We start from the raw sequence: 26726 nt of genomic DNA on the forward strand, positions 1-26726 counted from the left end.
CGCCGGGACGCCCCGCCCGGCCGCACGGGTCACGTGGGCCGGGCGGGACGCCTGCGGGGCCGGAACCCCGAGCGCGGGCTCAGCCGGTCCGGCCGGTGCCCAGGAAGTACAGGCCGGTGGTGGAGGCGCCGGAGAAGCCGTCCACCTTGGCCGGGTCGTACGCGGTGACGACCTTGGTGTGCAGGATCGGGTACAGCGGCACCTGGTCCGCCGCCATGTCCAGGGCCTGCTTCCACAGCACCTTGCGGGCCGCCTCGTCGGAGGTCTGCGCGGCCTTGTCCAGCAGGTCGCTCATGGCCTTGCGGTCGGCGTCGCTCCAGCGGTAACGCTGGCCCGGCCAGGTCTCGCCGAAGTAGTACCAGCGCATCAGCAGGTCGGTGTCCACACCGAAGACGCTCGGGTCACCGGTGGCCATGAGCACCCGGAAGGTGTCCTTGGGGACGATGTCGCCGTAGATGGCCGAGGACGGCACGGTGTTGAGCGTGGCGGTGACGCCGATCTTCTTCCACTGCTCGATGACCAGCGGGGCGACGTCCTTGACCACGGAACTGTCGGTGGTGTCGAGCCGGAACGACAGGTTGGTGACGCCGGCCTCCTGGAGCAGGGCCTTGGCCTTGTCCGGGTTGTAGTCGTAGACCGTGGCGGCCTTCTGGTACGCCTTGTTGCCCTCGTCGAGGTAGCTGGTCGCCGGGCTGCCGTAGCCGTTGAGCGCGGTCTTGATGACCGCCTCCTTGTCGATGGCGTAGTGCAGGGCCTGGCGCACCCGCTTGTCGCTGAACGGGGCGGCGGAGTTGTTGAACATGAGGAAGACCTGGTTGAAGGCCTGCTTCACGTCGATCGTGTACTTGTCCTTGAGCGAGTCCACGTTCAGGTACGGCACGGCCTCGATGGCCTGCACCCGGCCGCCCTGCAGGTCCGACACGCGGGCCGACGCCTCGGTGGTGGTGTTCCACGTCATCGTCTCGACCTTGGCGGCGCGCGGGCCGTTGTAGTTCGCGTTCTTGCTCAGCTTGACGCCGGACTCCTTGGACGCGCTGTCCACCTTGAACGGGCCGGAGCCGATCGGGGCGGTGTCGAACGCCTTGGCCGCGGCCGCGTCACCGGTCTTCGCCTTGGGGACGATCTTGATGACCGCGATCCGCTCGCTGAACAGCGCGAACGGGTACTTCAGCGTGAACTCGACGGTCGTCGCGTCCTTGGCGGTGACGCTGTCGAGGAACGACACGAAGCCCTGCATCAGCGGCGGCGCCTTCGGGTCCGCGGGCTTGAGCACGCGGGTGAAGGACCAGGCCACGTCCTCGGCGGTCACAGCGGTGCCGTCGGAGAACTTCGCCCCGTCACGCAGCGTCACGGTGTAGGTCCGGCCGTCGGCCCCGGGGGTCGGGTCGCTCTTGGCCAGGGCGTTGTAGGGTTCCCGCGTGATCGGGTCGAGGTCGACGAGGCCCTCGAAGACGTGCTGGTTGACCGCTGTCGCCACGGCCGAGGAGGCGTTGCTGGGATCGAAACCGCTGGAGAGCGTGAAGGCCAGCGTGGCCTCGATCGACGTGCCCCCCTTCCCGTCGCCCACGGCGTTGGTCGAGGCGGGACCGCCACTGCAGGCCGCCAGCGCGACCGCGAGGCCCCCCGCGAGGGAGGCGACGGCCAGGGAGCGGGCGCGGCCTCGCAGGACGCGCCGGCTCCCCGACGGCTTACCGGTGGTGCTCACGTAGCTGCCTCCATAGGCTCTTCATGCGCTCGCGGTGACCGCTCGCGCTCGGGGATGTGAAGCATAAGGTGTATGACGTCTGACGTCTGATGCCGGTAGGGTGAGGGTGTCAGATTCGGGAACGAAGGGCAAGGGGCAGATGACGACCATTGACGCCAGTCCGCTACGCGGCGCCGAGCGGCCCAGCCCTCGCCGGCAGGAGGTCGCCACCAGGATCAAGGAGTACATCCTGCGCAACCGCCTGAAGCCCGGGAACCTCCTGCCCACCGAGACGGAACTGTGCGAGGCCGTCGGCGCCAGCCGCTCCAGCGTCCGCGAGGCCGTCAAGATCCTCTCCGCGCTCGACATCGTCGAGGTGCGCCACGGCCACGGCACGTTCGTCGGCCGGATGTCCCTCAACGCCCTGGTGGAGAGCCTGACGTTCCGCGGACTGCTCAGCGGCGAGGACGACCATCGCGTACTGGCCCAGGTCGTCGACGTCCGCCAGACGCTGGAGCAGGGCCTGGCCGCCACCGTCATCGACGCCCTCGACGAGCAGCACCGGTCGGAGCTGTCCGCGCTCGCCGACGAGATGCACAGCCGGGCCGCCCGGGGCGAGGACTTCCTCGACGTCGACCGCGCGTTCCACCTGAAGCTGATGGAACCCCTCGGCAACGACCTGCTGGTCCAGCTGACGGAGGCGTTCTGGCAGGTGCAGGCCATCGTCGCGCCCACCCTGCAGACCGAGCCGGAGGACCGGGTGATCACCGCCCAGCGGCACCAGGCGATCGTCGCGGCCCTCACCGCCGCCGACGCGACGGCGCTGCGCTCGGCCGTCGCCGAGCACTACGCCCCCATCCGGGCGAGCATCGCCCGCGCCGCGCAGCCCTGACCCGCGGTACGCCGGGCCCTGTCGTTCGAGCCTGATCGAAGGTCTCTGTCCCGAGGCACGCACCGTGCCGAAGCTGTCTTCTGACGGGCGCATCGGGCGCCCCGGACGGCCGAGGTGCATGTCATGGCGGTGGTGTCGCGCCGAGCGCGGTCATGGTGGTACGTCCTCGCGGTCCCCGCCGCCCTCGCGGCGGCGGCGGCCGGGGCACTGGGCGCGCGCCCCGACGTCGCGCCGCAGTCCGAGAGTCACCGCGCGCCCGCGGCTAGTGCCGCCGCCGACCCGGTCCCGCCCGCCACCGCCCCGGCCGCCGACGTGCGGTACGCCGCCACGCAGGTGCTGATCCGCGACTGCATGCAGCGTCGCGGGTTCCGCTACTGGCCGGTTCCCCGGCAGCCGGTGCCGGAGCTGCGCGAGTTCCCGTACGTCCTCGACGACGTCTCCTACGCCCGCCGATACGGATACGGCGGCGCCCTGGAACGCCGCCTCCAGGAGGCGATGGCGGCCGACCCGAACACCCGGTACGTCCGGGAACTGCCCCCGGAACGCGGCGCCGCCGCCGTACGCGCGGTCAACGGCGACCCCGGCGAGCCCGACGCCCTGCGCGCGACGCTGCCGGCCGGTGGGGTGCTGCGCCGCAGCAGTCACAGCTGCACGTCCGAGGCGGAGCGACAGCTCTATCGCGATCTGCCCGGCTGGTACCGCGTCACCAGGATCACGGACAACCTGGCCGGACTGCGCGTCGGCCGGGTGCTCGCCGACCCCCGCTACGCCGACGGCGTGGCCGCGTGGCGGCGGTGCATGCGCGCCGCCGGGCACGACGTGGCCGATCCGGCATCGGCCCGCGCGTCGGCGCCCGAGCCGGCGTCCGGCTCCGTCACGCCCGGTGAGATCAGGCTGGCGGCGGCCGAGGCGACCTGCGCGACACGGACCGGATTCGGCCGGCTCGCCCGGCGGCTCGACGCCGAGCACCGTCGCGCCCTCGACAGGCGGTTCCACACCGAGGTCGCCGAACGGCTCCGTCTGGAGGCCGCCGCGCTGCCGCGGGCGCGCGCCGTGCTGGCCACCGGCTGACCCACCCCACGACTTCCGTGGCGGCCCGCCACGGCAGGACCCGACCGGAGGGAACACCATGAGAGCAGTACGGTCCGTGCTGGCCACAGTGGTCGCGGCGGCAGCCGCGCTGGCCTTCACCGCCACCGCCGCCCAGGCCGCGCCCCGGCCGACCCCGCACGCGGACACGCAGCGTGCCGCCGCGGGCAGCGGCTACCTGTACGTCAGCCAGGACGCCGGGTGGGCGGGCCGGTGGTGCTGGTGGTACAACGCCGACAACAACTGGGACACGATCAGCACGGCGGAGAACGCCAACTGCGACTACAACAACCGGGCCAGCATGCGCAACCTGGCGTCCTCGGCCTGGAACGACTCGAACGGCGGCCGGCCGGTCGCCCTCTACATCCACCCCGACTACACAGGTGCGTACGCCTGTCTCGGCGCCGGCGACGCGTGGGACAACCTCACCGGGGTCTGGTTCAGCTGGGGCTCCAACCGGGACGGCTACATGGCGAACGCCAACGACAACATCGCCTCCCACCGGTGGCGTACGAGCTGCAGCGCGGGCTGAGCTGAGACAGGGCGGGGCGGCAGCCGTGCGGCTGCCGCCCCGCCGCATCCCATCCAGTGATATATGTCAATGTCGTGGACGAGACTGAGCGCGGCGGCACACGTCGGAACACTGTGCGTCATGGGGACGCTACGCATCCACTTCACGGCCGGGGACCTCAGCCGCACCCGGCTGGCGGCCCGGCCGGATCCACTGTGGGAGATCATCTGCAGCCTGCACCGCCTCCAGACCCGGGCCGGCTACGCCGGTTACGCCCGGTGGCACCGGCAGATCCGCCCGGACCTGGAGCGCGCCGGTCTCGTGCCGGTCGTCCGCGAGCGGCTGATGCCCGTCGCGCCGCTCAAGCGGTACTTCCCGGACTTCCTCACACCCGGCCCGGTCACCGACCTCGACGAGGGGATCGACCGGGTGCTCGGCACCCCGACCCGGCGGATCCGCACCGAACTGGGGCGGATGGTGACACCCGTCGACGGCGCCTGGATGAGCGATCTGGCCGCCGGCCGGCTCGCCGCCCGGCGCGGCCTCGGCGATGCGCTGCGCGCCTACTTCCGCGTCGCGCTCGCGCCGTACTGGACGCAGATCACCTCCGCCGTCTCCGGCGACCGGGCGCTGCGCGGGACGTGGGTCCTGGACAACGGCGCCGGGCAGATCCTCGACGACCTCAGCCCGGAGACCTCCTGGGATCCGCCGGTGCTGTGCGTGCACGGCTACCCGGAGGACCGGGACATGCATCTCGACGGCCGGGGCATCACACTGGTCCCGTCGTACTTCTGCTGGCACGCGCCGATCACGCTGGCCGACCCCGACCTGCCGCCGACGCTCGTCTATCCGGCTCGCCGGCAGCGACCGGAACCGACGCCGCCGGCCGGCCCGCAACGCCGGCTCGGTCCGCTGCTCGGCCACACCCGGGTCGCGGTCCTGCGCGCCGCCGCGAGCGGTGCCACCACCGGGGAGCTGGCCCGGCGTGCCCGCATCTCGCCGGCCACCACCAGCCATCACACCACCATCCTGCGCGAGGCCGGTCTGATCACCAGTCAGCGGCACGGCAACCTGGTCCTGCACCGGCTCACCGCGATGGGCGAGGCACTGCTCGGCGAGACGCCCGGGCCGGACCGCTGACGACTCCCCGGGCCGGACGGGGACGTCGACCGGAACCGATCCTTGACGGGCCGGGGTGAATCCGCCTAGCGTGCAGACATCGGACATCTGACGTCTTATAGCTAGTCCGATTCCCCCTCCCCCCGTCCGGAAGGAACCACGTGTCCCCTCGCCGCGCCATACCGCGCCGCGCAACCGTCCTCGCGGTGGCCGCCCTCACCCTCCTCTCCGTACTGCCCGCCACCGCGGCCCAGGCCGCCGCCCCCGCCGGCGTGACCGCCACCGTCGGCGCCGACTGCACCGCCGGCCGGCTGCTGCTCGACCTCGACAACCGCAGCGCCACGACGCAGACCTACACCGTCACCTGGCCGGGCCGCTCCGGCTCGCCGTGGACCCGCACGGTCGCCGCCGGTGGCAACGCCGAGCTGTACTGGACGCTGTCCCCCGGCACGCCGTACACGCTGCGCACCACGACCCCGACCGGCCTGGACGAGACCACCAGCGGCATCTTCCACTGCGGTACCGGAATGTCCGCGCTGGCCGGCTTCGACTGCACGAACGGCCGCCTCCAGCTCGCCCTGGAGAACCGCACCACCACCGCCCGGGACTTCACCGTCACCTGGCCCGGACGCACCGGCTCACCGTGGACCCGCACCATCGCCGCCGGCGGCAACTTCCTGCACTACTGGACCGTCGGTGCCGGCACCCCGTACACGCTGCGGGTCACCGCGCCCGGCTTCGACACCACGCTGCGCGGCACCACCGCCTGCGACCTGGCCGCCGGCAACCCGCAGCTCGCCACCACCACGCTGCTGACCACGCAGACCGTGATCCGCGGCCTCAACGGCGCGAACGGCCGTTACGACGGCACCGTCGCCTCGGTCCGCATCCCCGGCCTGGCCGTGAGCAACAACGGCACTGTCATCGCCGTCGCCGACGCCCGGGTCAACGGCTCGTACGACCTCGGCGGCGGCACCAACAACATCCAGATCGTGATGATCCGCAGCACCGACGGCGGGCGCACCTTCGAGCAGCCCCGCGTCATCCACGCCCCGCCCACCACCAGCGAGGGCGTCGGCGACCCCAGCCTGCTCGTGGACCGCGCCACCGGTGTCGTCTACTGCTTCTTCACCTACTCCCCCCGGCCCGGCATCAGCTTCTGGTCCGGCGGCTCCGGCCTGAACACCGCCGACGACCCGAACAGCATGCACCTGCGCTACATCACCAGCCGGGACAACGGCGCCACCTGGAGCGCCCCGGTGGAGCTGAACCCCGCCGTCAAGGACCCCACCTGGCGGCAGGTGTTCTTCTCCTCCGGCCACGGCATCCAGACCAGCACCGGCCGCCTGATCCAGCCGATCGCCTACCGGGACGCCTCGGGCACCAGCCACGCCGCGAACATCTACAGCGACGACCAGGGCGCGACCTGGCGGCGCGGCGGATCCGCCGGCGGGAACATCAACGAGAGCAAGGCCATCGAGCGTGGCACCGGCGCGGTGGTGCAGAACATGCGGCACAACTCGACTCGCAGCCGCTTCTACGCCACGTCCACCGACGGTGCCGCCACGTTCGGCCCGGCGACGGCGAGCGCCGTGCTGACCGACCCGCTCTGCAACGCCGACGAGATGTCCTACCTGCGGCCCGCCGAGGTCGGCACGAACCGGGCGCCGCTACGCACCCGTACGGCGCTGTTCAGCAACAACGCGCACCCGAGCGCGCGCAACGACCTCACCGTGCGGCTGTCCACCGACGACGGCGCGACCTGGCCGGCGCGGGCGCTGGTCAAGCCCGGCGGCGCCGGTTACTCGACGATGGCGGTGCTGGCCGACGGCACTGTCGGCAACCTGTACGAGGTGGGCGACACCGGCGGCATCTACTTCGCCCGGTTCAGCGTCGACTGGGTCAAGGGCGCCTGAGAGCCGTGTCCCGCCCGGACAGCGGCGTCCGGGCGGGACACGGTCAGCGCTGCCAGCGGACCACGCCACCGACCACCGTCAGCGCCACGGTCAGGTCGCGTAGCTCCGCCGGTTCGACCCGGTACGGGTCGGTCGGCAACACGATGAAGTCGGCGAGCATGCCGGGGCGTAACCGGCCCTTCAGGTGCTCCTCGTAGGAGGCGTACGCGCCCGCCTCGGTGAAGCAGCGCAACGCATTGTCCAGGTCGAGCCGCTCGTGCGGGTCGACGCCGCCGGGCGGGGTGCCGTCGGGCTGCTGGCGGGTCACCGCGGCGTGGATGCCGAAGAACGGGTCGGGGTCCTCCACCGGGGCGTCCGACCCGAACGCCACTACGGCCCCGGCGTCGAGCAGGCTGCGCCACGCGTACGAGGCCAGGCCCCGGCCGGCGAGCATCCGGCTGGTCAGTGGAATGTCACTGGTGCAGTGCGTGGGCTGCATCGAGGCGATCACACCGGAGCGGGCGAGCAGCGGCACGTCGTCCGGCAGCAGGTGCTGGGTGTGCTCGATCCGGTGCCGCAGCCGCGCCACCGCGCCGGGGTCGGCCGACTCGCGCCAGCGCGCGTACGCCCGCAGCACCATCCGGTTCGCCGCGTCGCCGATGGCGTGCGCGGCCACCGCGATCCCCGCCCCGGCGGCCGTCGCCACCAGCCGCCAGAACTCCTCGGCCGGGGTGACGGCGATGCCGTGGTTGCCGGGCTCGCCGTCGTACGGTTCGGTCATCAGGCAGGTGTGTGAGCCGAGCGCGCCGTCGGTGAAGATCTTCACCGGGCCGGTGCTCAGCCAGCGGTCCCCGTCCCCGGTGGCCCAGCCGCTGTCGATCGCCTCGTCCAGGGCCGTGGCGGGGATCGTCTTGTGCACCCGCAGCGGCAGCTCGCCGCGCGCGTACAGCGTCTCGTAGGCGGCCCGGGCGTCCTGCCCGTCGAGGTCGTGGATGCCGGTCAGCCCGGCGGCGAGCAGCCGGGGCAGGTGGGTGCGCAGTTGCGCGACCAGGTCACCGGCGTGCGGGGAGCGCACCACCGCGTACGCCGCGTCCGCCGCCGCCTCGCGCAGGATGCCGGTCGGCTCGCCGTGCTCGTCCCGCGCGATCTGCCCGCCGGCCGGGTCGGGGGTGGCGGCGTCGATGCCGAGCCGGGCCAGGGCGGCGGTGTTCACCCAGATGGTGTGGCCGTCGATGCTGGGCAGTGCCGCCGGCCGGTCCGGGCAGACCCGGTCCAGGTCGGTGCGGGTCGGCTGCACCGGCCGGGTCCATTTGTTGCTGTCCCACCGCCCGCCGAGCAGCCAGGCGTCCGGCGGCAGCGTGGCGGCGTGCCGCGCGATCCGGGTCAGCGCCTCGTCCAGGCTCGCCGTGCCGCGCAGGTCCACCTGGTCCAGCCCGCGCACGTAGGACGCCGAGTGCATGTGGCTGTCGATCAGCCCGGGCAGCACGGCCGTCCCGCCGAGGTCGACCCGGCGCGCGCCGACGCCGGCCCGGTCCCGGCACTCGGCGAGGTCACCGACGGCGACGATCCGCTCGCCGCGGACCAGCATCGCCTCGGCGTGCGGGTGGTCCGGGTCGAGGGTGTGGATGCGGGCGTTCTCGTAGACCGTGCCGCTCATGGGCTCCCTGCCTCGGCGCTCGTGCGGAGTCTCAGGACGTGTGGACCGGCGACGTCTCCTGCGGCTCACCGGCCCGGTCCGCCCGGATGCGGTCGATGTGGTCGGACAGCTCGTCGGTGATCAGCAGGTCCCGCCGGATGTCGTCGTGCGGGTACGCGGTCCGCCCGACCATGTGCGCCGCGACCGGGGCGGTGGCGAGCTGGAACAGGCCGACCAGGACCAGCGTCGTGATGTCCACCCCGGTACGCAGCCGCAGCGCGCAGCCGAGCAGCACCAGCAGCAGCCCCAGCACCTGCGGCTTGGCCGCCGCGTGCATCCGCGACAGCACGTCCGGGAAGCGGATCAGCGCGATGCCCGCGGCGAGGCAGAGCAGGGCGCCGGCGATCAGGCAGATGCCGGCGACGGTGTCCAGGATCGCGTCGAGCATCACTTCGAGCTTCTCCGGGACGCGAACCGGGCGACGCTCACCGAGCCGACGAAGCCGACCAGGGCGAGGACCACCAGGACCGGAAGCGCGGTGGCGTCCCGGCTGTAGGCCGCCTCGGTGGCGATGGCCGCGACCGCGACGGCGAGCAGCACGTCGGTGGCGACGGCCCGGTCGAGGATCGACGGCCCGCGGATGATGCGGACGAGGGTGAGCCCACCGGCCGCGACGAGCAGCGCGGTGACGATCACGGCGATGACGGTCACGTCGGTGCTCCTTCCAGGTCGACCGACCCGGACGGGCCGGTGGGTACGGATCGACGGATCAGGCTCAGCTCCTCGGCCGAGCCGACGGCGGCGATGATGCGCTCCTCCAGCTCCAGCACGCCGCTCCGGAAGCGCTCCACCTCGTCGAGGCTGCGGATGCCGATGACGTGCACGTAGAGCGTGCCGGTGCTCCGGTCGGCCTCCAGGATCAGGCTGCCCGGCACCAGCGACAGGGCTTCGGCGTTGAGGGTGAGGTTGAGGTCGGTGTTCACCCGCAGCGGCACCGCGATGATCGCCGACTGCGGGTGCTTGGACCGGACGGCCAGCCAGGCCACCTGCGCGGACGCCACCACCAGGTCGTACAGGAAGCGAACCACGAACCGCAGCAGCGGCACCGGCCGGATCCGGCCGGCGAACGTGACGGGGGGCAGCGGGAAGACCACCAGCAGCACGGCCGCGACCACGAGTCCGCTGAGCACGTTGGCCCAGCTGAAGGTGCCCCACAACAGCACCCAGACGGTGACCAGGCCGGTCACGGCGATGGCCCGGTTGCGCCAGCGGTCACGGCGGGTCAGTGGCGCTTTCGGCTGACTGGTCACGGCGGTCCCTCCGGGAACACGGCCTCGACGTACGGGGCACGGCGCAACAGGTCGTCGGCGGCGTCGGTGCTGATGTCGAACAGCGGCCCGGCCACCACTGTCAGCGCCAGGCCGAGCACCACGAGGGCGGCGGTGGACACCGTCATCAGCCGGGGCAGCACCGCCCCGGCCGGCGCCGGGCCGTCGTGCGGCTGCTCGGCGCCGTCGGTGCGGGCCGCCCGGTCGGCGTCACCGGGTTCCGGCATGTCCGCGTGCGGGGCCCGCCAGAAGGCGAGGTTCCACACCCGGGCGATGGCGTAGAGCGTGAGCAGGCTGGTGAGCAGTCCCCCGGCGACGAGCGACCAGGCCAGGAACCCGCCGTCGTCGACGCCGGCCTGGACCAGGCCGAGCTTGCCGAGGAACCCGGAGAACGGTGGTATGCCGGCCAGGTTCAGCGCGGGCACGAAGAACAGCACGGCCAGCATCGGCGACAGCCGGGCCAGCCCGCCGAGGCGGTCCAGCGCGGTGCTGCCGCCGCGCCGTTCGACCAGGCCGGCGGCGAGGAACAGCGTGGTCTGGATGGTGATGTGGTGCACCACGTAGAAGATCGCCGCGGACAGGCCGAGCGGGGTGGTCAACCCGACCCCGAACAGCATGTACCCGATGTGGCTGACGAGCGTGAACGACAGCAGCCGCTTGATGTCCGACTGGGCCACCGCGCCGAGGATGCCCACCACCATGGTCAGCGCCGCTATCACCATGAGCAGGTCGGCGGTGCGGCCGCCCGGGAACAGCAGCGTCTCGGTGCGGATGATCGCGTACACGCCGACCTTGGTGAGCAGGCCGGCGAAGACCGCGGTCACCGGGGCGGGCGCGGTCGGGTAGCTGTCCGGCAGCCACGCCGACAGCGGGAACACCGCCGCCTTGATCCCGAACGCGAGCAGCAGCATGCCCTGCAGCACCAGGCGGATGTCGTCGGGCAGCGCGTCCAGGCGGTCCGCGAGCTGCGCCAGGTTCAGCGTGCCGGTGGCGGAGTAGACCAGGCCGATCGCCACCAGGAAGATCAGCGACGAGAGCAGGCTGACCACGACGTACGTGGTGCCGGCCCGGATCCGCGTCTCGGTGCTGCCGAGCGTCAGCAGCACGTAGCTCGCCACCAGCAGGATCTCGAAGCCGACGTAGAGGTTGAACAGGTCGCCGGAGAGGAAGGCGTTGCAGACGCCAGCGGTCAGCACCAGGTAGGTCGGGTGGTAGACCGACAGCGGCGTCTCCTCGTTGCCGTCGGCCATGCCCTGCCCGATGGAGTAGACGAGCACGCAGAGGGTCACCGAGGCGGACACCACGAGCATCAGCGCGGCGAGCTGGTCGGCGACGAGCACGATGCCCATCGGCGCCGCCCAGCCGCCCACCTCCACCACGAGCGGGCCGTCCAGCGAAGAGCGGACCAGGAGCATCGCGGCCACCGCGACGGTGGCGGTGAGCACGATGATGCTGACCCACCGCTGGGCGCGGGCCCGGCGGGCGAGCAGCAGGGTGAGGGCGGCGCCGAGCAGCGGCATCACCACCGGCAGCGGGACGAGCCAGGTCATCGGACGGCCTCCGCCTCACCCGCGGCGAGCACCCGGGCCTCCGGGCTGCCGTCGGCGGCGTCGACGGTGTCCGAGTCCGAGGTGCCGGGGCCCTCGTCCCGGTCGGCCAGCTCCATGATCCGGCGGTCCTCGACGTCGTCCTGCACCTCGTCGTGCCCGTTGAGGTGCCAGCTCCGGTAGGCCAGCGCGAGCAGGAACGCGGTCATGCCGAGCGTGATCACGATCGCGGTCAGCACCATCGCCTGCGGCAGCGGGTCGGACATGTCCTCCTGGGCGGTGGTGCCGACGATCGGCGGGCCACCGGCCCGGCCGCCGGTGAGCAGCAGCAGGTTCGCGCCGTTGCCGAGCAGGATGACCCCCATCAGGACACGGGTGAGGCTGCGTTCCAGCAGCAGGGTGACGCCGGTGGCGAACAGGACGCCGATGACCACGACGTAGACCAGGTTGGGGACGTTCGGGCTCATACCAGCTCCTCTTCCCGTACGCCGGCCGGTTCGGTCTCCTGTTCGTCGACCTCCTCCTGGCGGTCCATCTCGGCGCCCAGGCTGCGCAGGATGTCCAGTACGAGGCCGACCACGATGAGGTAGACGCCCACGTCGAAGAAGACCGACGTCACGAAGTGCACGTGGCCCAGCAGCGGCAGGTGGAAGTCGAGCGTCGCGCTCTGGAGGAACTCGCCGCCCAGCAGCATCGCGGCCACGCCGGTGCCGACCGCCACGAACAGCCCCGCGCCGAGTACCAGGCCCGCGTCCACGGGCGCGGCGCCGTTGAGTTCGGTACGCCCGCCTGCCAGGTACCGCACGGCGAGCCCCAGCCCGGCGACCAGACCCGCGGCGAAACCGCCACCGGGGGCGTTGTGGCCGGAGAAGAGCAGGTAGATCGAGAACAGCAGGATGGCGTGGAAGAGCAGCCGGGTGACCACCTGGAGGATCACCGACTGCTGCCGGGAGGTCGCGCCGCTGGTCAGCCAGCGCGGACGCGACGAGTTCTGCGGGCCGGCACCGGGGATGCCGCTGCGGAGGTCCAGCGCGCGGGTGCGACGGAAGATCAGGCTGGCCACGCCGGTGGCGGCCACCACCAGCACGGCGATCTCGCCCATGGTGTCCCAGGCCCGGATGTCGACGAGCGTCACGTTGACCACGTTCTTGCCGCCGCCGTAGGACACGGCCTCGTCCGGGAAGCCGACCGAGATCGGCGTCGCGGTCCGGCTGCCCGCCGCCACGTACGCCATGCCCGCGGTGACCACGCCGACGGCGACGCCGAGCGCGACGCGGAACCGCCGGGTGGCGCGGATCGGGCGGGCCGAGAACCGGCGCGGCAGCCGGCGCAGCACCAGCACGAACATCACGATCGTGACGGTCTCCACCAGGAACTGGGTGAGCGCGAGGTCGGGCGCGCCGTGCAGGATGAACATCAGCGCCGTGCCGTAGCCGGTCACGCCGACCAGGATCATCGCGGTCAGCCGGCGGCGGGCGCGCGCGGCCACCAGCGCCGCGACCACGATGACCGCGCCGGCGACCGCCTGCAACGGGGTGTCCCAGAGCTGGAACCGCCGGGCCCACGGCGCGCCGGCGAGCACCGCGCCGCCGGGAAGCACGACCAGGACCAGCAGGATGACGCCGAGGTAGAACGGCAGCGAGCCACGCTGGGTGGCGCCGGTCAGCTCGACGGCCGCGCGGTCGACCGCCCCGGCCAGGCGGTCGTAGCCGGTGGCGCCGTCGAAGGGCAGCCGCGGCAGGTACGGCCGGCGCCGGTGCAGCAGCAGGAACAGCCCGAGGCCACCCGCCACCGCGAGCGCCGACAGGCCCAGCGCCGGGGTCAGCCCGTGCCAGAGGGCCAGGTGGTAGCCGGGGTCGGCGGTCGGGAACTGGTCGGCGTACGGGGCCAGCACCCGGTCCACCGCCGGGGCGAGGACGCCGACCGCGAGGCCGGCGAGGGCGAGCACCGCCGCCGGGCCGATGAACGCCGGCTCGATCCGGTGCGGCCGTGTCTCCTGCACGCCGGGCTTGGCGGCGAACGCGCCCCAGAGGAAGCGCGCGGTGTACGCGACGGTCAACGCCGAGCCGGTCACCACTCCGGCGAGCACCAGCAGTTCGGTCGTGCCGCCGTGCAGGAACGCCTCGAGCGCGGCCTCCTTGGCCACGAAGCCGATCAGCGGCGGCAGGCCCGCCATGGAGGCGGCCGCGAGTCCGGCGACGGCCGCCAGCACCGGCGCGCGGCGGCCCAGGCCGCTGAGCTCCCGCAGGTCGCGGGTGCCGGTGACGTGGTCGACGACGCCGACGACGAGGAACAGTGTGGCTTTGAACAGGGCGTGCGCCAGCAGCATCGCGGCGCCGGCCAGCGCGGTGTCGCGGGTGCCCGCGCCGAGGATCACCATGAGCAGGCCGAGCTGGCTCACCGTGCCGTACGCCAGCAGCAGCTTCAGGTCGACCTGCCGCAGCGCCGTCCACCCGCCGAGGAACAGGGTGATCAGGCCGCCGGCCAGCAGGACGCCACGCCACACGGTGGTCTGGCCCACCGCGGGGCCCATCAGCGCGGCCAGGAACACGCCCGCTTTCACCATGGCCGCGGCGTGCAGGTACGCGCTGACCGGCGTGGGCGCGGCCATCGCGCGCGGGAGCCAGAAGCTGAACGGGAAGATGGCCGACTTGCTGGTCACGCCGAGCAGGACGAGCACCAGCGCGACGGTGAGGTAGCCGCCCTCGGGGAGGTTCCCGGCGATCTCCGACCACCGGTACGAGCCGGCGTGCTGGCCGAGCATGACGAAACCGGCGAGCATCGCCAGGCCGCCGAGTGTGGTCACCAGCAGGGCCTGCATCGCCGCGCGGCGGCTGGCCCGCTTGGTCGGGTCGCTGCCGATCAGCAGGTACGAGAAGACGGTGGTGAGTTCCCAGAACACGTACAGCAGCAGCAGGTCGTCGGAGACGACCAGGCCGAGCATCGCGCCGGCGAACGCGAGGAACACCGCGGCGAACCGGCCGAGGCCGGGATCGTCGGAGCGGAAGTAACGGGCGCTGTAGGCCAGCACGAGGGCGCCGACCCCACCGACGAGCAGCACCAGCAGCCAGGACAGCGTGCCCATGCGCAGGGCGAGTTCCAGGCCGAGCTGCGGTACCCAGGTGACGGTCTCGACGACGGGCCGGCCCGCGCGGACAGGTTCGGTCCGGGTCACCGCCCAGATCAGCGCCGCCGCCGGGACGGCCGCCAGCAGGTAGAGAGCCCGCCTACCGAGGAGGCGTACCAGCACGGGGGCGGTCACGGCTGCGAACGCATGGACCGCCACCAGAACCAGCACACACACTCCTCAAGATCGACCTGCGGTACGTCAACCCTAACCGGCGATGTGGCGAGACGGTATGTCGAGAGAATCACGCGAACGTGTCGTGTCGCCTCCGCTCTGCTTCGGGTAAGGAGTGAGGTTTACTCTGCCCGGTACACCGGTCGGCGTCCGGCGGGCACCCCGATAGGGTGGTCGGCGTGCTGCCGATGCGAACCGCCCTGGCGGGCACCACCGGGAACGCGATGCTGATGGGCCTCGCCGAGGTCAGCACGCCGGTCGGCTGGGTGCTGCTGCCCGGCCTGCTCGGCGTCTCGGCCCGGCCCCGGGTGGCGGCGCTGGTGTCGGCCTGGGCGGGCGTGCTGCTCGCGCTGTCCGTCGTCGTACCGGTGATCCCCGGCCACCGCAGTGATCCGCAGGCGCTGCTCGCCTCGGCGGCCGGCCTCGCCGCGGTGCCGGTCCTGGCCTGGGCCCGCCGCCGGACGCGGACCGCCGCCCTGGCGCGGGTCGCCGCGCCGACCGACGTCGCGGTGTTCACCGTGCCGGCCGGGCCCGGAAGCGCCGCGCTGGCGATCTGCGGCACGGCCGGGGAGATCGGCGCCGCCGTACCGGTCCGCGGCGGCGGGCTGCGCGTCCTGCTCGGCACGGTCACCGGCGCCGCGCTGGACACGCCCACCGGGCGCCGGGCGATCGAGCAGGCGTTCCGACGGGCCGCCGCCGGACCACGGCGCACAGTGCCGCACCTGGTCGGCGCGCTGGACCGGGTGGTACGAGATCTCGCCCCGGCGGGCCACCTGCGCGCCACGATCGTCGACGTGGACCGAGCCGGGTCGGTACGGGCGGTGCGATGCGGCTCACCGGATCTCGTCGTCGCCGCCGGGAGCCGCGCCGAACCCGCCGGAGTGCCGCAGGGGCCGGCGATCGGGTCGACGGAGCCGGGCGACCACGCCCCGCCCGGCCCGGTCACCGGCCGCCGGATCGCCGTCGTCGGCACCGGCTTCACCGACGCGCACGGGGAGCGCTGGCTGCGCGTACTCGATCAGGTGGCCGCCGGCGACGACCCGGCACGGACGGCGCAGCTGCTGACCCGCGGCGCCCGGGGCGCGCGGCGCACCGGGCCGGCGCTCGTGATCGACCCGGAACCACCGTCGCGGCGATGACACAGGGTGCGCCGGACCCGCCGCCTAGGCTGGTGCGGTGGGCCGGCGTCCGGTGCCGGCCCCGTCCAGGGAGACCGCGATGAGCGACAGCGTCCGCCGGCCGGCACCGGTCGCGGGCGGCGAGGACGAGCAGTGGCTGGCCGAGGTGGCCCGCGAGGCGGGCGCCGACGCCGGCGGCGTGCCGGTGGAGCTGCTCGGCGACTACCTGCGGCTGCTGACCGACGCGGCGGTGACCGGCCGCCGCCCGCGCCGCGCCGAACTCGACGCGGTCGGCGCGCTGGGCCGGCGCGCGGCCGAGCAGGGGATCTCGGCCGGCCGCGCGGTACGCCTCTACCTGTCCGCGGCGCGGCGCGTCTGGCGGCAGCTTCCCCACCTGGACCGGTCCGACGACAGCGAGGCGGTCCGCGCCGCCGCCGACGCCGTCCTGCACGTGGTCGACACCGCCGTGGCCACGCTCGCCGAGGGGTACGCGGTGGCCCGCCGGGAACTGGTCCGGCGCGAGGAGTCGCTGCGCCGGGAACTCGTCGACGACCTGCTGCGCGGCGACTCCGACCTGGGCGGGCTGGTGGAGCGGGCCGAGCCGTTCGGCCTGGACCTGGCCCGGGTGCACCAGGTCGCGCTCGCCGCGCCGGGCCGGCGGCTGCCGGACACCGACGCGGCGATCAGCGCGCTGGAGCGGGTCATCTTCGACCGGCTCGGTGACCGGGACGTGCTGGTGGCCACCAAGGAAGGGCTGCTCGTGGTGATCGCCCCGGCGGACCCGGTGGCCGCCGACCGGGGCCGCGGCGCCGGCGCGACCGGGAACCTGGGCGCGCTGATGCACGGCGAGCTGGACCGGCTGGTCCGGGGCCGGCCGTGGCAGGTGGCGGTGGGCCGCCCGCACCCGGGCGTCTACGGCATCGCCCGCTCGTACGAGGAGGCCCGGGAGGCGCTGACCACGGCGCGGCGCCTGCACAGCGAGGCATCGGTGATCGACGCGCACGACCTGCTGATCTACCGGGTGCTGCTGCGCGACCAGCCCGCCATGGTCGATCTGGTGCGGGCGGTGCTGACGCCGCTGGCCCAGGCGCGCGGGGGCGCCGAGCCGCTGCTGGACACGCTGAACGAGTACTTCGCCTGCGGCGAGGTCGCCACTGAGGCGGCTCGCCGGCTGCACGTGTCGGTGCGCACCGTCACCTACCGGCTGGCCCGGATCCGGGCGTTGAGCGGCTACGACCCCGCCGACGCGCGGGACCGGTTCACGCTGCACGCCGCCGTGCTCGGCGCGCGGGCGCTCGACTGGCCGCGCCGGCCGCTGCCGGCGTAGGGGCCGCCGCCGGGTGACCGGCTCAGGCCGGTACGGCCACCAGCTCCGGGAAGCCGAGCAGGTTCGCCAGGGCCGACGCCTCGTCAGGGGTGAGGGTGAGCGTGACCATGCGGTCCGGGTCGTCCGGGTCGTCGTGGACGACGTCGCGCCGGCCGCCGACCTGATAGTCGATCACGCCGATCCGGCGGCCCTCCTCCGTGGTCAGCGTGTGCCGGACCCCGATGCCGGGGAGGGTCGTACGTTCGATGATCACGGGGACCTCCTTCGGACGCGGTCGCCGCGGGCCCGCCGGAGCCGGCCGGCGTCAGGGCGACGCGGTGGATGTTCGAGCTGGGCTCGCGTTCTCCATGTGTCAACCATAGCCACGGGGTACGGGTGAATCCGGGTTCCGGCCACCGGCAATCATTGCGCCCGTTGTTGGCCGGTGGTGTGCACTGCCGCGCGTGGTGTTCCCGGCGACGCTGGAGGTCCGAGGCGGTACCCGAGTAGCGAGGAGGTGGTGAGCATGACCCGCACGTCGATGGCTCCGCCACCGGTGTTCGCCGGTCTCCTCGCGTCCCGATCTGCGAGCGGCGACCAGAAGCGCGTCTGAGCCCCCGGCCGCCGGCGTCGTCGAGTGAATCCGACGCCCGCGGCCCCGGCCACGCCCCTTCCCCGCATCGTCCACCGCCCGTTGGGCACCCTGATCCGAAAGAGGTCGGTATGCCGCACCCTGTCACCGCCATTCGTCCTCCGGCCCGTACCGGCATGCTGATCGGCCGCTCCCACGGCAGCCGCCCGCCGGTGACGGTCGACGCGGCGCCGCTCGCCGTGGACCTCGGCAGCAGCCTGCTGCGGATCTGGCTGGGACCGGGCCGGACGCTGAGCGTCCCGCTCGGCCACGGCCTGCGCAGCCCGGTCGTGCGGCGCGGCCGGATCGTCGACGGTCCGGGCTGCGTCTCCGAGCTGCGGCAGATCCTGCGCGACCACCGCACCCCGGTTCCGGTCGGCGCGCTGGTCGTGGCCTGCCGCCCGGTGCTCGCCGCGCCGGCCGAGCAGGAGGCGACCCGCCGGGTGCTCACCGCCGTGCTCGCGCCGTCCCGGCTGCTGTTCCTCGACAGCGTCCGGGCGGGCGCCATCGGTGCCGGCGCCGCCGCCGGCACCCTGCTGGTCGCCGACATCGGCGCCCAGCTCACCGAGGTGGCGCTGCTGGAGGACGGCCGGGTGGTCGCCGCCCGGCGGGCCGAGGCCGGCACCCGGGACCTGAACCACACGACGACCGCCGCCATGCTCGCCGACACCACCTCCCGGCTGGTACGCGAGCTGCGTCAGGACGCGGCGCTGCGGCCCCAGGTCCGCGCCGCGCTGGCCCGTGGCCCGATCGTCATCGGTGACGGCGCCACCCGGCCCGACGTGACGGCCCGCCTGGTCGCCACGCTCGGCGCGACGGTGCACCGCGCCGCGTCACCCCGTACCGCCGCGCTGACCGGCGCCGGCATGGCCGCCATCTCGGCCCTGCGACACCCGCACGACACCGAGCGCCGCCCGGAAAGGAGCGCCTGATCATGACGCACGCCCTCAACCGCACCGACACGCTGCGCGAACTGCTGGACCGGCAGTTCGGCGAGTACACCGACCAGCTCACCGAGCTGACGCTGCACACGCGGCAGCCCGACTACGGCGGGCACGACCCGGACACGCTGCGCCGGCTGATCGAGACCGCCCGCCAGGGCGTCGCGGACACCGCCCAGGCGCTGAAGCGGGTGTCCGAGGGCACGTACGGCGTCTGCGAGCGCTGCGGGCAGGACATCCCGACCGCCCGCCTGGAGATCCTGCCCTCGGCCCGCTTCTGCGTGCCGTGCCAGCAACGGCGCTGAGCACCGCACGGGGCTGTCGGGGTGGGCGCCGGCCGGTAGCGTCACCGCCATGGATGTCGATGACGTCGCCGGCCGGCTCGGCGTGCCCGTCGAGGAGGTCGACCGGGTGCACCGGCTCGCCGGTGACCGGCCCGCCGCGCCGCTGCCCGCCCGGGCGGACGCGCCCGCACTGCTGGACCGGCTCGCGGTCCGCCCCGACGACGCCGCCGAGATCCTGGCGGCCTGGCCGGAGCCCGGCTCACCACTGTGGACTCCCGAGCTGCGCTGGCTGCTCGACCGCTCGACCGCCCTGGTCCGCGCCGACCTCGGCGGCCACGCCTGGCTGACGCCGGGCCCGGCGCTGCCGCGCGACCGGGGTCCGGCCTGGCGGCACCTCTACGTCTACGCGTACCTCGCACTGGTCGACGCCGTCCGGGCCTACCACCGCGACCACGACGTCCCCGACGACGTGTCCTGGGCGACGCTCGCCGACCTGGGCAACAACCTCGCTGTCGACCGGCGGATGAACGGTGACGGCTGGCCGGTCATGCAGAGCTGGCTGACGCTGCACGTGCGCGGTGGCCTCTACGAGCTGGGCCGGCTGCAGCACCAGCGCGGCGACGGCGGCGCGATCGGCCTGCACATCCCGGACTCGGGACCGCTGACCCCGGAGGCGGTCGACGCATCGCTGGAGCGGGCCCGCGCGTTCTTCCCGCGCCACTTCCCCGGCGAGCACTACACCGCGTTCTCCTGCGGCTCCTGGCTGCTCGACCCGCAGTTGCGCGAATACCTGCCGGAGGACTCCAACATCATCCGGTTCCAGCGGCGGTTCACGCTGGAGCCCCACCAGGAGCAGGACACGCCGGACGGCGACGTCGAGGTGCTGCGGTTCGTGTTCCGCAGCCTGAGCACGCCGCTGGACCGGCTGCCGCGCCGCACCGCGCTCCAGCGCGCGGTGATCGACCACATGCGGGCGGGCCGGCACTGGCAGTGGCGCCAGGGCCGCTTCCCGATGTAGTCACGTCAGCGGCCGCATGCCGCCCCGGTCCGGCCCGGCATGCGGTGTCACCGGCGCTCCGCGCGCCAGCCAGTCGTCGAGAGCGGCCGGGTCGCCGAACAGCAGCACCGGTGGCCCGGCCGGGTCGGCCGCCCAGGCCCGCATCCGCCGCCGCGCCCGCCCGAACCCGGTCAGGTGCCACACCAGGACGGAATCGCGGGACAGCACGCTGCGCAGCGTCTCCCGGTTGCCGTTGCAGATCAGCTCACCGCTCGCCAGACGCCGCAGGGTGCGCCGCAGCAGCCGCCGGAACGAGACCCCGCGCGGATAGTCCAGGCCGATCACCAGGTCGGCGCGGCCGAGGACCACGTCCCGCCAGCCGTGGTACGCGCCGTCGACGATCCACCTGTCGCGCCGGCAGATGGCCTCGATGCGGCGGCGCTGCTCGGCCACCGGCACCTCGACCCAGCCGGGCTCCCACAGCAGGTCGTCGACCGGATGCCAGGGCAGGCCAAACCGCTGCGCCAGATGCGCCGCGAGCGTCGACTTGCCGGAGCCGTGGATGCCCTCGACCAGGATGCGGGCCGGGGCGTTCATGGCAGCAGCGTATGCACTGCGCGCACCCGGCGCGATCCGGGCGGCCGGGTCAGTGCGCGACAGCGACCGCCGGCGCCGCCTCCAGGCCCGCGAGCTGGGACGGCCGGACGACGACCAGCAGCACCACCAGCGCCGCCACCATTCCACCGGCCACCACCAGGGCCATCGCCACCGCGCCGGTGCCGAGCACGCCCACCAGCGGCGCGGCCACCGCGCCGACGCCGAACTGCACGGCACCGAGCAGGGCGGACGCGGTGCCGGCCGCCTCGCCGTGGCGGGACAGCGCCAGCGCCGGGGCGTTCGGCATGGCCAGGCCCGCCGCCGCCAGCACCAGCCACAGCGACACCAGCAGGGCGGGCAGCCCACCGAAGCCGGTCGCGGCGAACACGACCAGGGCGAGTCCGGCCACCGTGCCCGCCGCCAGCGACGTCACCAGGATCCACTGCGACGGGTAGCGGCGCAGCAGCCGCACGTTGTACTGGGTGGCGCCGATCAGGCCCACCGCGCCCGCGCCGAACGCCAGGCCGAACTCCTGCTCGTCGAGCCCGTAGGTGTCCTGGAGGACGAACGACGACCCCGCGACGTACGCGAACAGCGCGGCCATGGCGAGCCCGGCGACCAGGACCAGACCGACGAAGACCCGGTCCCGCAGCAGCCCGCCGTACGTCTTCACGGTCGCGACGACTCCGCCGCGCTGGCGACGCGCGGGCGGCAACGTCTCGGGCAACGCGAGCGTGGCCAGCGCGACGAGCAGCACCCCGAAGACGGCCAGGACCACGAAGACGCCGCGCCAGTCGGTCCACCGCAGCACGCCGCCACCCAGCGTCGGAGCGAGCACCGGCGCCGCGCCCATCACCAGCAGCAGCCGGGACAGCATGGTGGCGAACGCCGACCCGCTGAACAGGTCACGTACCACCGCCATCGCCACCACGGCGGTCGCGGCGACACCGAGGCCCTGCACGACGCGCAGGACGCCGAGGACGGCGACGTTCGGGGCGACCACACACAGTGCCGACGCCAGGATGTGCAGCAGGAGACCGGCGATCAGCGGGCGGCGCCGCCCGATCGCGTCCGACAGCGGCCCGATCAGCAGCTGCCCGACGGCGAGCCCGGCGAGCGTGCCGGTGAGCGTCAGCTGGACCGCCGCTGACGTGGTCGCGAAGTCGCTGACGATGGCGGGCAGCGCGGGCAGGTACATGTCGATGGTCAGCGGACCCACAGCGATCAGCGAGCCCAGGACCAGCACGAGCTTGAGCCGCTGACTGCGGCTCATCAGGTCGCCCGGGCTGGGCGTCGGGGCGGCATCGGTCTTCTGGGGCGTCCCGGTCCGGTCGGCGTGCAGCCGGGCGCGAGAGGGTGCGGCACTCACACCCTGAGTCAAATGCGCCTCCCGTGATCACATTCCCGTCTCGGCGAGAGGTAACGCAGGTCACGCGCCACTCGCGGCCTGCCAGCTCCGGCACGCCCGTCTGCGGGACCGGCTCGCGAGCGTCGTCGGTGCTACGGTGGAGCGGAGTGATCCAGTCCAGGATTGGCAAGCAGGGAGATCAGACATGGCGGGTGACGACGACATCTCCGGGTGAGCCCGGGCATGTGACAGACCACCGGCACGCGCGGATGAGCGCCGTTCGCCGTGGTCGCTTCGTCGTTCCCCGAGACCATGTCCCCCTGCCGGGCGGCTCCGGTCCGCCTGCCCTCACTCCGAGGTCGTCTTCCCGATGTCCCATTCCTTCATCGTCTGCTCGAACCTGACCTTCTCCTGGCCGGACGACACCCCGGTCTTCCAGGACCTCTCCTTCACGCTCGGCGGCGGCCGTACGGGCCTGGTCGCGCCGAACGGGGCCGGCAAGAGCACGCTGCTCAAGCTGATCGCAGGTGAACACCGGCCCACCGCCGGGTCGATCACTGTCAACGGCGTGCCGGGCTACCTCCCGCAGAGCCTGCCGCTGACCGCCGGCCTCACAGTGGCCGAGGTGCTGGAGATCGCCCCGCTGATCGCGGCGCTGCACGCCATCGAGGCCGGCGACGCCGACGAGAAGCACTTCACCACCATCGGCAACGACTGGGACATCGAGGAACGCACCCGCGCCCAGCTCGACCGGCTCGGCCTCGGCGACCTCGCCTTCGACCGGCGCCTGGACACGCTCAGCGGTGGGCAGGTCGTCTCCCTCGGCCTGGCGGCGCAACTGCTCAAGCAGCCCGACGTGCTGCTGCTGGACGAGCCCACGAACAACCTCGACCTCGACGCCCGGCACCGGCTCTACGACGTGCTGGAGCAGTGGAACGGGTGCCTGCTGCTGGTCAGCCACGACCGGGCGCTGCTGGACCGGATGGAGCGCATCGCCGAACTCGACCGCGGCGAGATGCGCTTCCACGGCGGCAACTTCACCTCGTACGAGGCGGCCGTGCGGGCCGCGCAGGAGGTGGCGGAAAAGAACGTCCGCAGCGCCGAACAGGACCTCAAGCGGGAGAAGCGGGAGTTGCAGGAGGCCCGCGAGCGGGCCGCCCGGCGGGCCGGCAACGCCTCCCGCAACCTGAAGAGCGCCGGCCTGCCGAAGATCTTCGCCGGGACCATGAAGCGCAACGCCCAGGAGTCCGCCGGCCGGGCGAACGAGATGCACTCCGGGCGGGTCGACGACGCCCGGGCGCGGCTGGACGAGGCCGAGCGGGCGCTGCGCGACGAGCAGCGGATCACGGTGGAGTTGCCCGCCACGAACGTGCCGGCCGGACGCACGCTGCTGACCGCCGAACGGGTCCGGGTCCGGCACGGCGAGCGGTCCCTGTTCGCCGCCGACGGTGTCGACCTGACGATCCGTGGCCCGGAGCGGATCGCCCTGCTCGGCGCCAACGGCACGGGCAAGTCCACACTGCTGCGCCTGATCGACGGCGGCCTGGAGCCCGAGAGCGGCCGGATCGCCCGCGCCGAGGGCCGGATCGCGTACCTGTCGCAGCGGCTGGACCTGCTGGACCTGGACCGTACCGTGGCGGAGAACCTCGCCGCGTTCGCGCCGCAGGCCCCTGACGCGCAGCGGATGAACCTGCTCGCCCGCTTCCTGTTCCGCGGCCCGCGAGCGCATCTCCCAGTGGGGGTGCTCTCCGGCGGCGAGCGGCTGCGCGCCACGCTCGCCTGCGTCCTCGGTGCCGAACCGGCCCCGCAGCTCCTGCTGCTCGACGAGCCGACGAACAACCTCGACCTGGTCAGCGTCGGCCAGTTGGAGAGCGCGCTCAACGCCTACCGGGGCGCCTTGCTGGTGGTGAGCCACGACGAGCGGTTCCTCACCGCGATCAACGTCGGCCGCTGGCTGCGCCTGGCCGAGGGACGCCTGGTGGAGACCGGTCCCCCGGACGCCGGCTGACCGGCCCGCCCGGCCCGCCGTCGGCGGCGACCCGCCCGCCCCGGTGAGCCGGGCGGTCAGACCGCCGGCAGGCGGACGACGAACCGGCACCCGCCGGTCACGTTGTGCGCGTGCACCCGCCCGCCGTGCGCCTCGACCAGCCCGCGCACGATCGCCAGGCCCAGCCCGCCGCCGGCCGGCGCCGCCTCGCCGGCGCCGGCCGGTGCGGGGGTACGGGCCCGGGTGCCCCGGAACGCCACGTCGAACACCCGGGGCAGGTCCGCCTCGGGAATGCCGCCGCAGGTGTCGGAGACGGCGAGCCACGCGTCGTCGTCGTCCCGTCCGGCGTCGATGCGCACGGTGCCGTCCGGTGGCGTGTACCGCACCGAGTTGACCAGCAGGTTCGTCACGACGCGGGCGAGTTCGGCCTCGGCGGCCCGGACGGTCGGCCAGCCGGTCTCCGGGGCGAGCACCCGGACCCGCCGGTCGGCGGCCAGCGGCGCGGTGGCGGCGATCGCGTCGGAGACCACGTCGCCGAGCGGGACCGGGGACAGCGCGGGCCGCAACGCTCCGGCGGTGATCCGGGACAGCTCGAACAGGTCGTCGACCAGACGCGTCATCCGGTCCGTCTCGACCCGGATCCGCCGGTGGTACTCGGCCACCGCCGCCGGCTCGTCGACCACCCGGTCCTCCAGCGCCTCCGCCATCGCCCGCAGCCCGGCCAGCGGCGTACGCAGATCGTGCGAGACCCACGCGACCAGCTCACGGCGCCCGGCCTCCAGCTGCCGTTCCCGCTGCCGGGCCTGGTCGGCCCAGACCGCCGCCTGCGCCAGCCGGCGGGCGAACGCCACCCCGACGGCCAGGCTGAGAGCCGCGGACGCCGCGACCGTGACGAGGACGACCTGGAGGTCGTGCGCGGACAGGAACATGGCCTGGGCGACGGCCGTGACGCCCGCCGTCACCGAGGCGATCGTGACCGCGAGCAGCACCGCGATGTGCGCGAGGATCGACCGGTGGCGCACCAGCCGCAGCGCGCCGACGCCGAGCGCGCCGACGACAGCGCCGGCGAGCAGGGCGTAGAGCCCGATGACCAGCAGCTCGTTCACCGGGGCGGGTCCGACGGCTCGTACCGGTAACCGACGCCCCACACGGTGACGATGCGGCGGGGCTGCGCCGGGTGGTCCTCGATCTTCTCCCGCAGCCGCCGGACGTGGACGGTGACCGTGGACTGGTCGCCGAACCGCCAGCCCCACACGCGGTCCAGCAGCTCGGCCCGCGACCAGGCGCGTCCCGGGTTCGCCAGCAGGAACGCGAGCAGGTCGAACTCCCGTACGGTCAGCGACAGCTGCTGCCCGCCGCGATCGGCGACGCGCCGGTCGGTGTCAGCGGTGAGGTCGCCGTCGCGCAGCACCCCGGTCGGTCCCCGGTCCTTCGGGGCGGCGCGCCGGAGCACCGACCTGATGCGCAGCACGAGTTCGCGCGGCGAGAACGGCTTGGTCACGTAGTCGTCCGCGCCGACCTCCAGCCCGGCGACCCGGTCGGCCTCGTCCCCGAGCGCGGTGAGCATGACCACCGGCAGGCCGGGCAGGCGGCGACGCAGCCGCCGGCACACCTCGATGCCGTCGAGACCCGGCATCATCAGGTCGAGGACAACCAGGTCGGGCGGCTCCTCCTCGGCCGCGGCGAGCGCGCCGGGCCCGTCGAAGGACAGCCGGACCCGGCAGCCGTCCTGTTCCAGGTAGCGCCGGACGACGTCGCTCACCGTCCGGTCGTCGTCGACGACGAGCACGTAGCGCCCCATGGGCCAGACGCTACCCACCGGCGGCCCGGTGCGGCGGCCCGCGGTCGAGCCGTAAGCGGACGGAAAGATCTTTCCGCCGGGTACCCGCCTACCGTCACGGCATGGGCAGAAGACGTGTGGTGTTGTCGGTGCTCGCCCTCGTGGCCGTCACCGGTCTCGGGGTGAGCCTGTACCTGTTCCAGCCGTGGCGGCTGGTCACCGACCGCGAGGTACGCGAGGCGCTGCCCACTGTGGCGGAGCAGCAGCCGGCCGGCACCACCGGCCCGCCGGCTTCCGGCACGACCGGCCCGCCGTCGACCGGCGCGGCGCCCGCCGACGTGGTCCTCGCCGCCGGTGACTTCGTCACCCACGAGCACGACACGTCCGGCCGGGCACAGCTGGTCCGCCTCGCCGACGGCCGCCGTCAGCTCCTCCTGCGCGGACTGGACACCTCGGACGGACCCGACCTGCGGGTGTGGCTCACCGACCGGAAGGTGCTACCCGGCCGCGCGGGCTGGCAGGTGTTCGACGACGGCCGCTGGGTCGAAGTGGGCCGGCTCAAGGGCAACATCGGCGACCAGGCGTACGACATCCCGGCGACTGTGGACCTGGACGGTCTGCGCAGCGTGTCGATCTGGTGCAAGCGGTTCGCGGTGTCGTTCGGCGCCGCCCCGCTGGCCGCGGCCGGTACGGGATCGGCGCCGGCCTGACGTCCGCCGCTGCCCACCACCGGGG

Annotated in this window: 25 protein-coding genes; 12 read left to right on the plus strand and 13 right to left on the minus strand. The window is 73.7% G+C overall.

The genetic code is table 11. The features are described 5' to 3' along the window. Positions 1–79 precede the first annotated feature (79 nt). On the minus strand, positions 80–1705 hold the full coding sequence (locus tag F8279_RS01555) for an ABC transporter substrate-binding protein (RefSeq protein WP_091425179.1): 1626 nt from the start codon (positions 1703–1705) through the stop codon (positions 80–82). A 139-nt stretch (positions 1706–1844) separates the two neighbouring features. Between F8279_RS01555 and F8279_RS01560 the strand changes: the two genes are divergently transcribed. The 5 genes from F8279_RS01560 (at position 1845) to F8279_RS01580 (ending at position 7211) form a co-directional block, all read left to right on the plus strand. Then, positions 1845–2576 (plus strand): FadR/GntR family transcriptional regulator, encoded by a 732-nt coding sequence (locus F8279_RS01560; protein ID WP_091425177.1) that lies wholly within the window; start codon positions 1845–1847, stop codon positions 2574–2576. A 123-nt stretch (positions 2577–2699) separates the two neighbouring features. After that, a complete protein-coding gene (locus tag F8279_RS01565; protein ID WP_091425175.1) occupies positions 2700–3647 on the plus strand; it encodes a hypothetical protein in 948 nt (315 codons plus the stop codon). Positions 3648–3705: 58 nt separating this feature from the next. Continuing rightward, positions 3706–4197 (plus strand): hypothetical protein, encoded by a 492-nt coding sequence (locus F8279_RS01570; RefSeq protein WP_091425174.1) that lies wholly within the window; start codon positions 3706–3708, stop codon positions 4195–4197. A gap of 120 nt (positions 4198–4317) precedes the next feature. Beyond that, entirely contained in the window at positions 4318–5316 is a 999-nt protein-coding gene (locus F8279_RS01575; RefSeq protein ID WP_091425173.1) for a helix-turn-helix domain-containing protein, read from the plus strand. Positions 5317–5501: 185 nt separating this feature from the next. Continuing rightward, entirely contained in the window at positions 5502–7211 is a 1710-nt protein-coding gene (locus F8279_RS01580; protein WP_091425171.1) for an exo-alpha-sialidase, read from the plus strand. Positions 7212–7254: 43 nt separating this feature from the next. Here F8279_RS01580 and F8279_RS01585 read toward each other — a convergent pair whose 3' ends face one another. Genes F8279_RS01585 through F8279_RS01615 form a run of 7 tightly spaced genes read right to left on the minus strand, consistent with a single transcriptional unit; the run spans position 7255 to position 14999 of the window. After that, positions 7255–8847 (minus strand): amidohydrolase, encoded by a 1593-nt coding sequence (locus F8279_RS01585; RefSeq protein ID WP_091425170.1) that lies wholly within the window; start codon positions 8845–8847, stop codon positions 7255–7257. A gap of 31 nt (positions 8848–8878) precedes the next feature. Continuing rightward, a complete protein-coding gene (gene mnhG / locus F8279_RS01590; RefSeq protein ID WP_091425168.1) occupies positions 8879–9277 on the minus strand; it encodes a monovalent cation/H(+) antiporter subunit G in 399 nt (132 codons plus the stop codon). Continuing rightward, a complete protein-coding gene (locus tag F8279_RS01595) occupies positions 9274–9537 on the minus strand; it encodes a monovalent cation/H+ antiporter complex subunit F (RefSeq protein ID WP_091425167.1) in 264 nt (87 codons plus the stop codon). Before F8279_RS01595 ends, mnhG begins: the two co-directional genes overlap by 4 nt. Continuing rightward, complete coding sequence (locus F8279_RS01600) at positions 9534–10136, minus strand: Na+/H+ antiporter subunit E (protein ID WP_151498882.1); 603 nt, start codon at positions 10134–10136, stop codon at positions 9534–9536. Before F8279_RS01600 ends, F8279_RS01595 begins: the two co-directional genes overlap by 4 nt. After that, positions 10133–11704, minus strand: a complete 1572-nt coding sequence (locus tag F8279_RS01605; protein WP_091425163.1) for a Na+/H+ antiporter subunit D — start codon at positions 11702–11704, stop codon at positions 10133–10135. The genes F8279_RS01600 and F8279_RS01605 overlap by 4 nt, the downstream gene beginning before the upstream one ends. Then, complete coding sequence (locus F8279_RS01610; protein WP_091425161.1) at positions 11701–12168, minus strand: Na(+)/H(+) antiporter subunit C; 468 nt, start codon at positions 12166–12168, stop codon at positions 11701–11703. Before F8279_RS01610 ends, F8279_RS01605 begins: the two co-directional genes overlap by 4 nt. Continuing rightward, positions 12165–14999: a Na+/H+ antiporter subunit A gene (locus F8279_RS01615; protein WP_091425158.1), complete on the minus strand. Its 2835-nt coding sequence runs from the start codon at positions 14997–14999 to the stop codon at positions 12165–12167. Before F8279_RS01615 ends, F8279_RS01610 begins: the two co-directional genes overlap by 4 nt. A 191-nt stretch (positions 15000–15190) precedes the next feature. Between F8279_RS01615 and F8279_RS01620 the strand changes: the two genes are divergently transcribed. Together F8279_RS01620 and F8279_RS01625 are read left to right on the plus strand one after the other, a co-directional pair. Next, positions 15191–16141, plus strand: coding sequence for a hypothetical protein (locus F8279_RS01620; RefSeq protein WP_091425317.1), 951 nt, complete (start codon positions 15191–15193; stop codon positions 16139–16141). A gap of 79 nt (positions 16142–16220) precedes the next feature. Next, positions 16221–17447 (plus strand): CdaR family transcriptional regulator, encoded by a 1227-nt coding sequence (locus tag F8279_RS01625; RefSeq protein WP_091425313.1) that lies wholly within the window; start codon positions 16221–16223, stop codon positions 17445–17447. A gap of 22 nt (positions 17448–17469) precedes the next feature. On the opposite strand, the gene F8279_RS01630 is transcribed toward F8279_RS01625, so the two are convergent. Next, positions 17470–17700 carry a potassium transporter TrkA gene (locus F8279_RS01630; protein WP_091425155.1) on the minus strand — a complete coding sequence of 77 codons (231 nt, stop codon included), beginning with the start codon at positions 17698–17700 and terminating at the stop codon, positions 17470–17472. Between the two features lie 449 nt (positions 17701–18149). Here F8279_RS01630 and F8279_RS01635 point away from each other — a divergent pair, with 449 nt between their 5' ends. The 3 genes from F8279_RS01635 to F8279_RS01645 are packed head-to-tail and all read left to right on the plus strand — an operon-like array spanning position 18150 to position 20300. Then, the gene (locus F8279_RS01635) at positions 18150–18989 is read left to right on the plus strand and encodes a rod shape-determining protein (protein ID WP_091425152.1); all 840 of its coding nucleotides are present in this window, start codon (positions 18150–18152) and stop codon (positions 18987–18989) included. A 2-nt stretch (positions 18990–18991) separates the two neighbouring features. Next, a complete protein-coding gene (locus F8279_RS01640) occupies positions 18992–19303 on the plus strand; it encodes a TraR/DksA C4-type zinc finger protein (protein ID WP_091425150.1) in 312 nt (103 codons plus the stop codon). Positions 19304–19352: 49 nt separating this feature from the next. Further along, a complete protein-coding gene (locus F8279_RS01645; RefSeq protein ID WP_151498883.1) occupies positions 19353–20300 on the plus strand; it encodes an acyltransferase domain-containing protein in 948 nt (315 codons plus the stop codon). Here F8279_RS01645 and F8279_RS01650 read toward each other — a convergent pair whose 3' ends face one another. Then, complete coding sequence (locus F8279_RS01650) at positions 20301–20876, minus strand: adenylate kinase (protein WP_151498884.1); 576 nt, start codon at positions 20874–20876, stop codon at positions 20301–20303. It abuts the gene before it with no gap. A 49-nt stretch (positions 20877–20925) separates the two neighbouring features. Next, a complete protein-coding gene (locus F8279_RS01655) occupies positions 20926–22149 on the minus strand; it encodes a multidrug effflux MFS transporter (RefSeq protein WP_151498916.1) in 1224 nt (407 codons plus the stop codon). 445 nt (positions 22150–22594) lie between these two features. Here F8279_RS01655 and abc-f point away from each other — a divergent pair, with 445 nt between their 5' ends. Continuing rightward, positions 22595–24232: a ribosomal protection-like ABC-F family protein gene (abc-f, locus tag F8279_RS01660; protein WP_151498885.1), complete on the plus strand. Its 1638-nt coding sequence runs from the start codon at positions 22595–22597 to the stop codon at positions 24230–24232. Between the two features lie 56 nt (positions 24233–24288). Here abc-f and F8279_RS01665 read toward each other — a convergent pair whose 3' ends face one another. Both F8279_RS01665 and F8279_RS01670 read right to left on the minus strand, forming a co-directional pair. Next, on the minus strand, positions 24289–25317 hold the full coding sequence (locus tag F8279_RS01665) for a sensor histidine kinase KdpD (protein ID WP_151498886.1): 1029 nt from the start codon (positions 25315–25317) through the stop codon (positions 24289–24291). Further along, positions 25314–26012: a response regulator transcription factor gene (locus tag F8279_RS01670; protein ID WP_091425137.1), complete on the minus strand. Its 699-nt coding sequence runs from the start codon at positions 26010–26012 to the stop codon at positions 25314–25316. Before F8279_RS01670 ends, F8279_RS01665 begins: the two co-directional genes overlap by 4 nt. Before the next feature lie 101 nt (positions 26013–26113). Here F8279_RS01670 and F8279_RS01675 point away from each other — a divergent pair, with 101 nt between their 5' ends. After that, complete coding sequence (locus F8279_RS01675) at positions 26114–26701, plus strand: DM13 domain-containing protein (protein WP_151498887.1); 588 nt, start codon at positions 26114–26116, stop codon at positions 26699–26701. Positions 26702–26726 lie beyond the last annotated feature (25 nt).

Source organism: Micromonospora sp. AMSO1212t, from assembly GCF_008868145.1.
Lineage (GTDB): Bacteria > Actinomycetota > Actinomycetes > Mycobacteriales > Micromonosporaceae > Micromonospora > Micromonospora tulbaghiae.

Coding starts and splice junctions, on each gene's coding strand:
- F8279_RS01605 (WP_091425163.1), bottom strand. CDS start 11,704: ATGACCTGGCTCGTCCCGCTGCCGGTGGTGATGCCGCTGCTCGGCGCC.
- F8279_RS01570 (WP_091425174.1), top strand. CDS start 3,706: ATGAGAGCAGTACGGTCCGTGCTGGCCACAGTGGTCGCGGCGGCAGCC.
- F8279_RS01650 (WP_151498884.1), bottom strand. CDS start 20,876: ATGAACGCCCCGGCCCGCATCCTGGTCGAGGGCATCCACGGCTCCGGC.
- F8279_RS01635 (WP_091425152.1), top strand. CDS start 18,150: ATGCCGCACCCTGTCACCGCCATTCGTCCTCCGGCCCGTACCGGCATG.
- F8279_RS01640 (WP_091425150.1), top strand. CDS start 18,992: ATGACGCACGCCCTCAACCGCACCGACACGCTGCGCGAACTGCTGGAC.
- F8279_RS01645 (WP_151498883.1), top strand. CDS start 19,353: ATGGATGTCGATGACGTCGCCGGCCGGCTCGGCGTGCCCGTCGAGGAG.
- F8279_RS01655 (WP_151498916.1), bottom strand. CDS start 22,149: ATGAGCCGCAGTCAGCGGCTCAAGCTCGTGCTGGTCCTGGGCTCGCTG.
- F8279_RS01585 (WP_091425170.1), bottom strand. CDS start 8,847: ATGAGCGGCACGGTCTACGAGAACGCCCGCATCCACACCCTCGACCCG.
- F8279_RS01670 (WP_091425137.1), bottom strand. CDS start 26,012: ATGGGGCGCTACGTGCTCGTCGTCGACGACGACCGGACGGTGAGCGAC.
- F8279_RS01565 (WP_091425175.1), top strand. CDS start 2,700: ATGGCGGTGGTGTCGCGCCGAGCGCGGTCATGGTGGTACGTCCTCGCG.
- abc-f (WP_151498885.1), top strand. CDS start 22,595: ATGTCCCATTCCTTCATCGTCTGCTCGAACCTGACCTTCTCCTGGCCG.
- F8279_RS01610 (WP_091425161.1), bottom strand. CDS start 12,168: ATGAGCCCGAACGTCCCCAACCTGGTCTACGTCGTGGTCATCGGCGTC.
- F8279_RS01625 (WP_091425313.1), top strand. CDS start 16,221: ATGAGCGACAGCGTCCGCCGGCCGGCACCGGTCGCGGGCGGCGAGGAC.
- F8279_RS01675 (WP_151498887.1), top strand. CDS start 26,114: ATGGGCAGAAGACGTGTGGTGTTGTCGGTGCTCGCCCTCGTGGCCGTC.
- F8279_RS01560 (WP_091425177.1), top strand. CDS start 1,845: ATGACGACCATTGACGCCAGTCCGCTACGCGGCGCCGAGCGGCCCAGC.
- F8279_RS01620 (WP_091425317.1), top strand. CDS start 15,191: ATGCGAACCGCCCTGGCGGGCACCACCGGGAACGCGATGCTGATGGGC.
- F8279_RS01575 (WP_091425173.1), top strand. CDS start 4,318: ATGGGGACGCTACGCATCCACTTCACGGCCGGGGACCTCAGCCGCACC.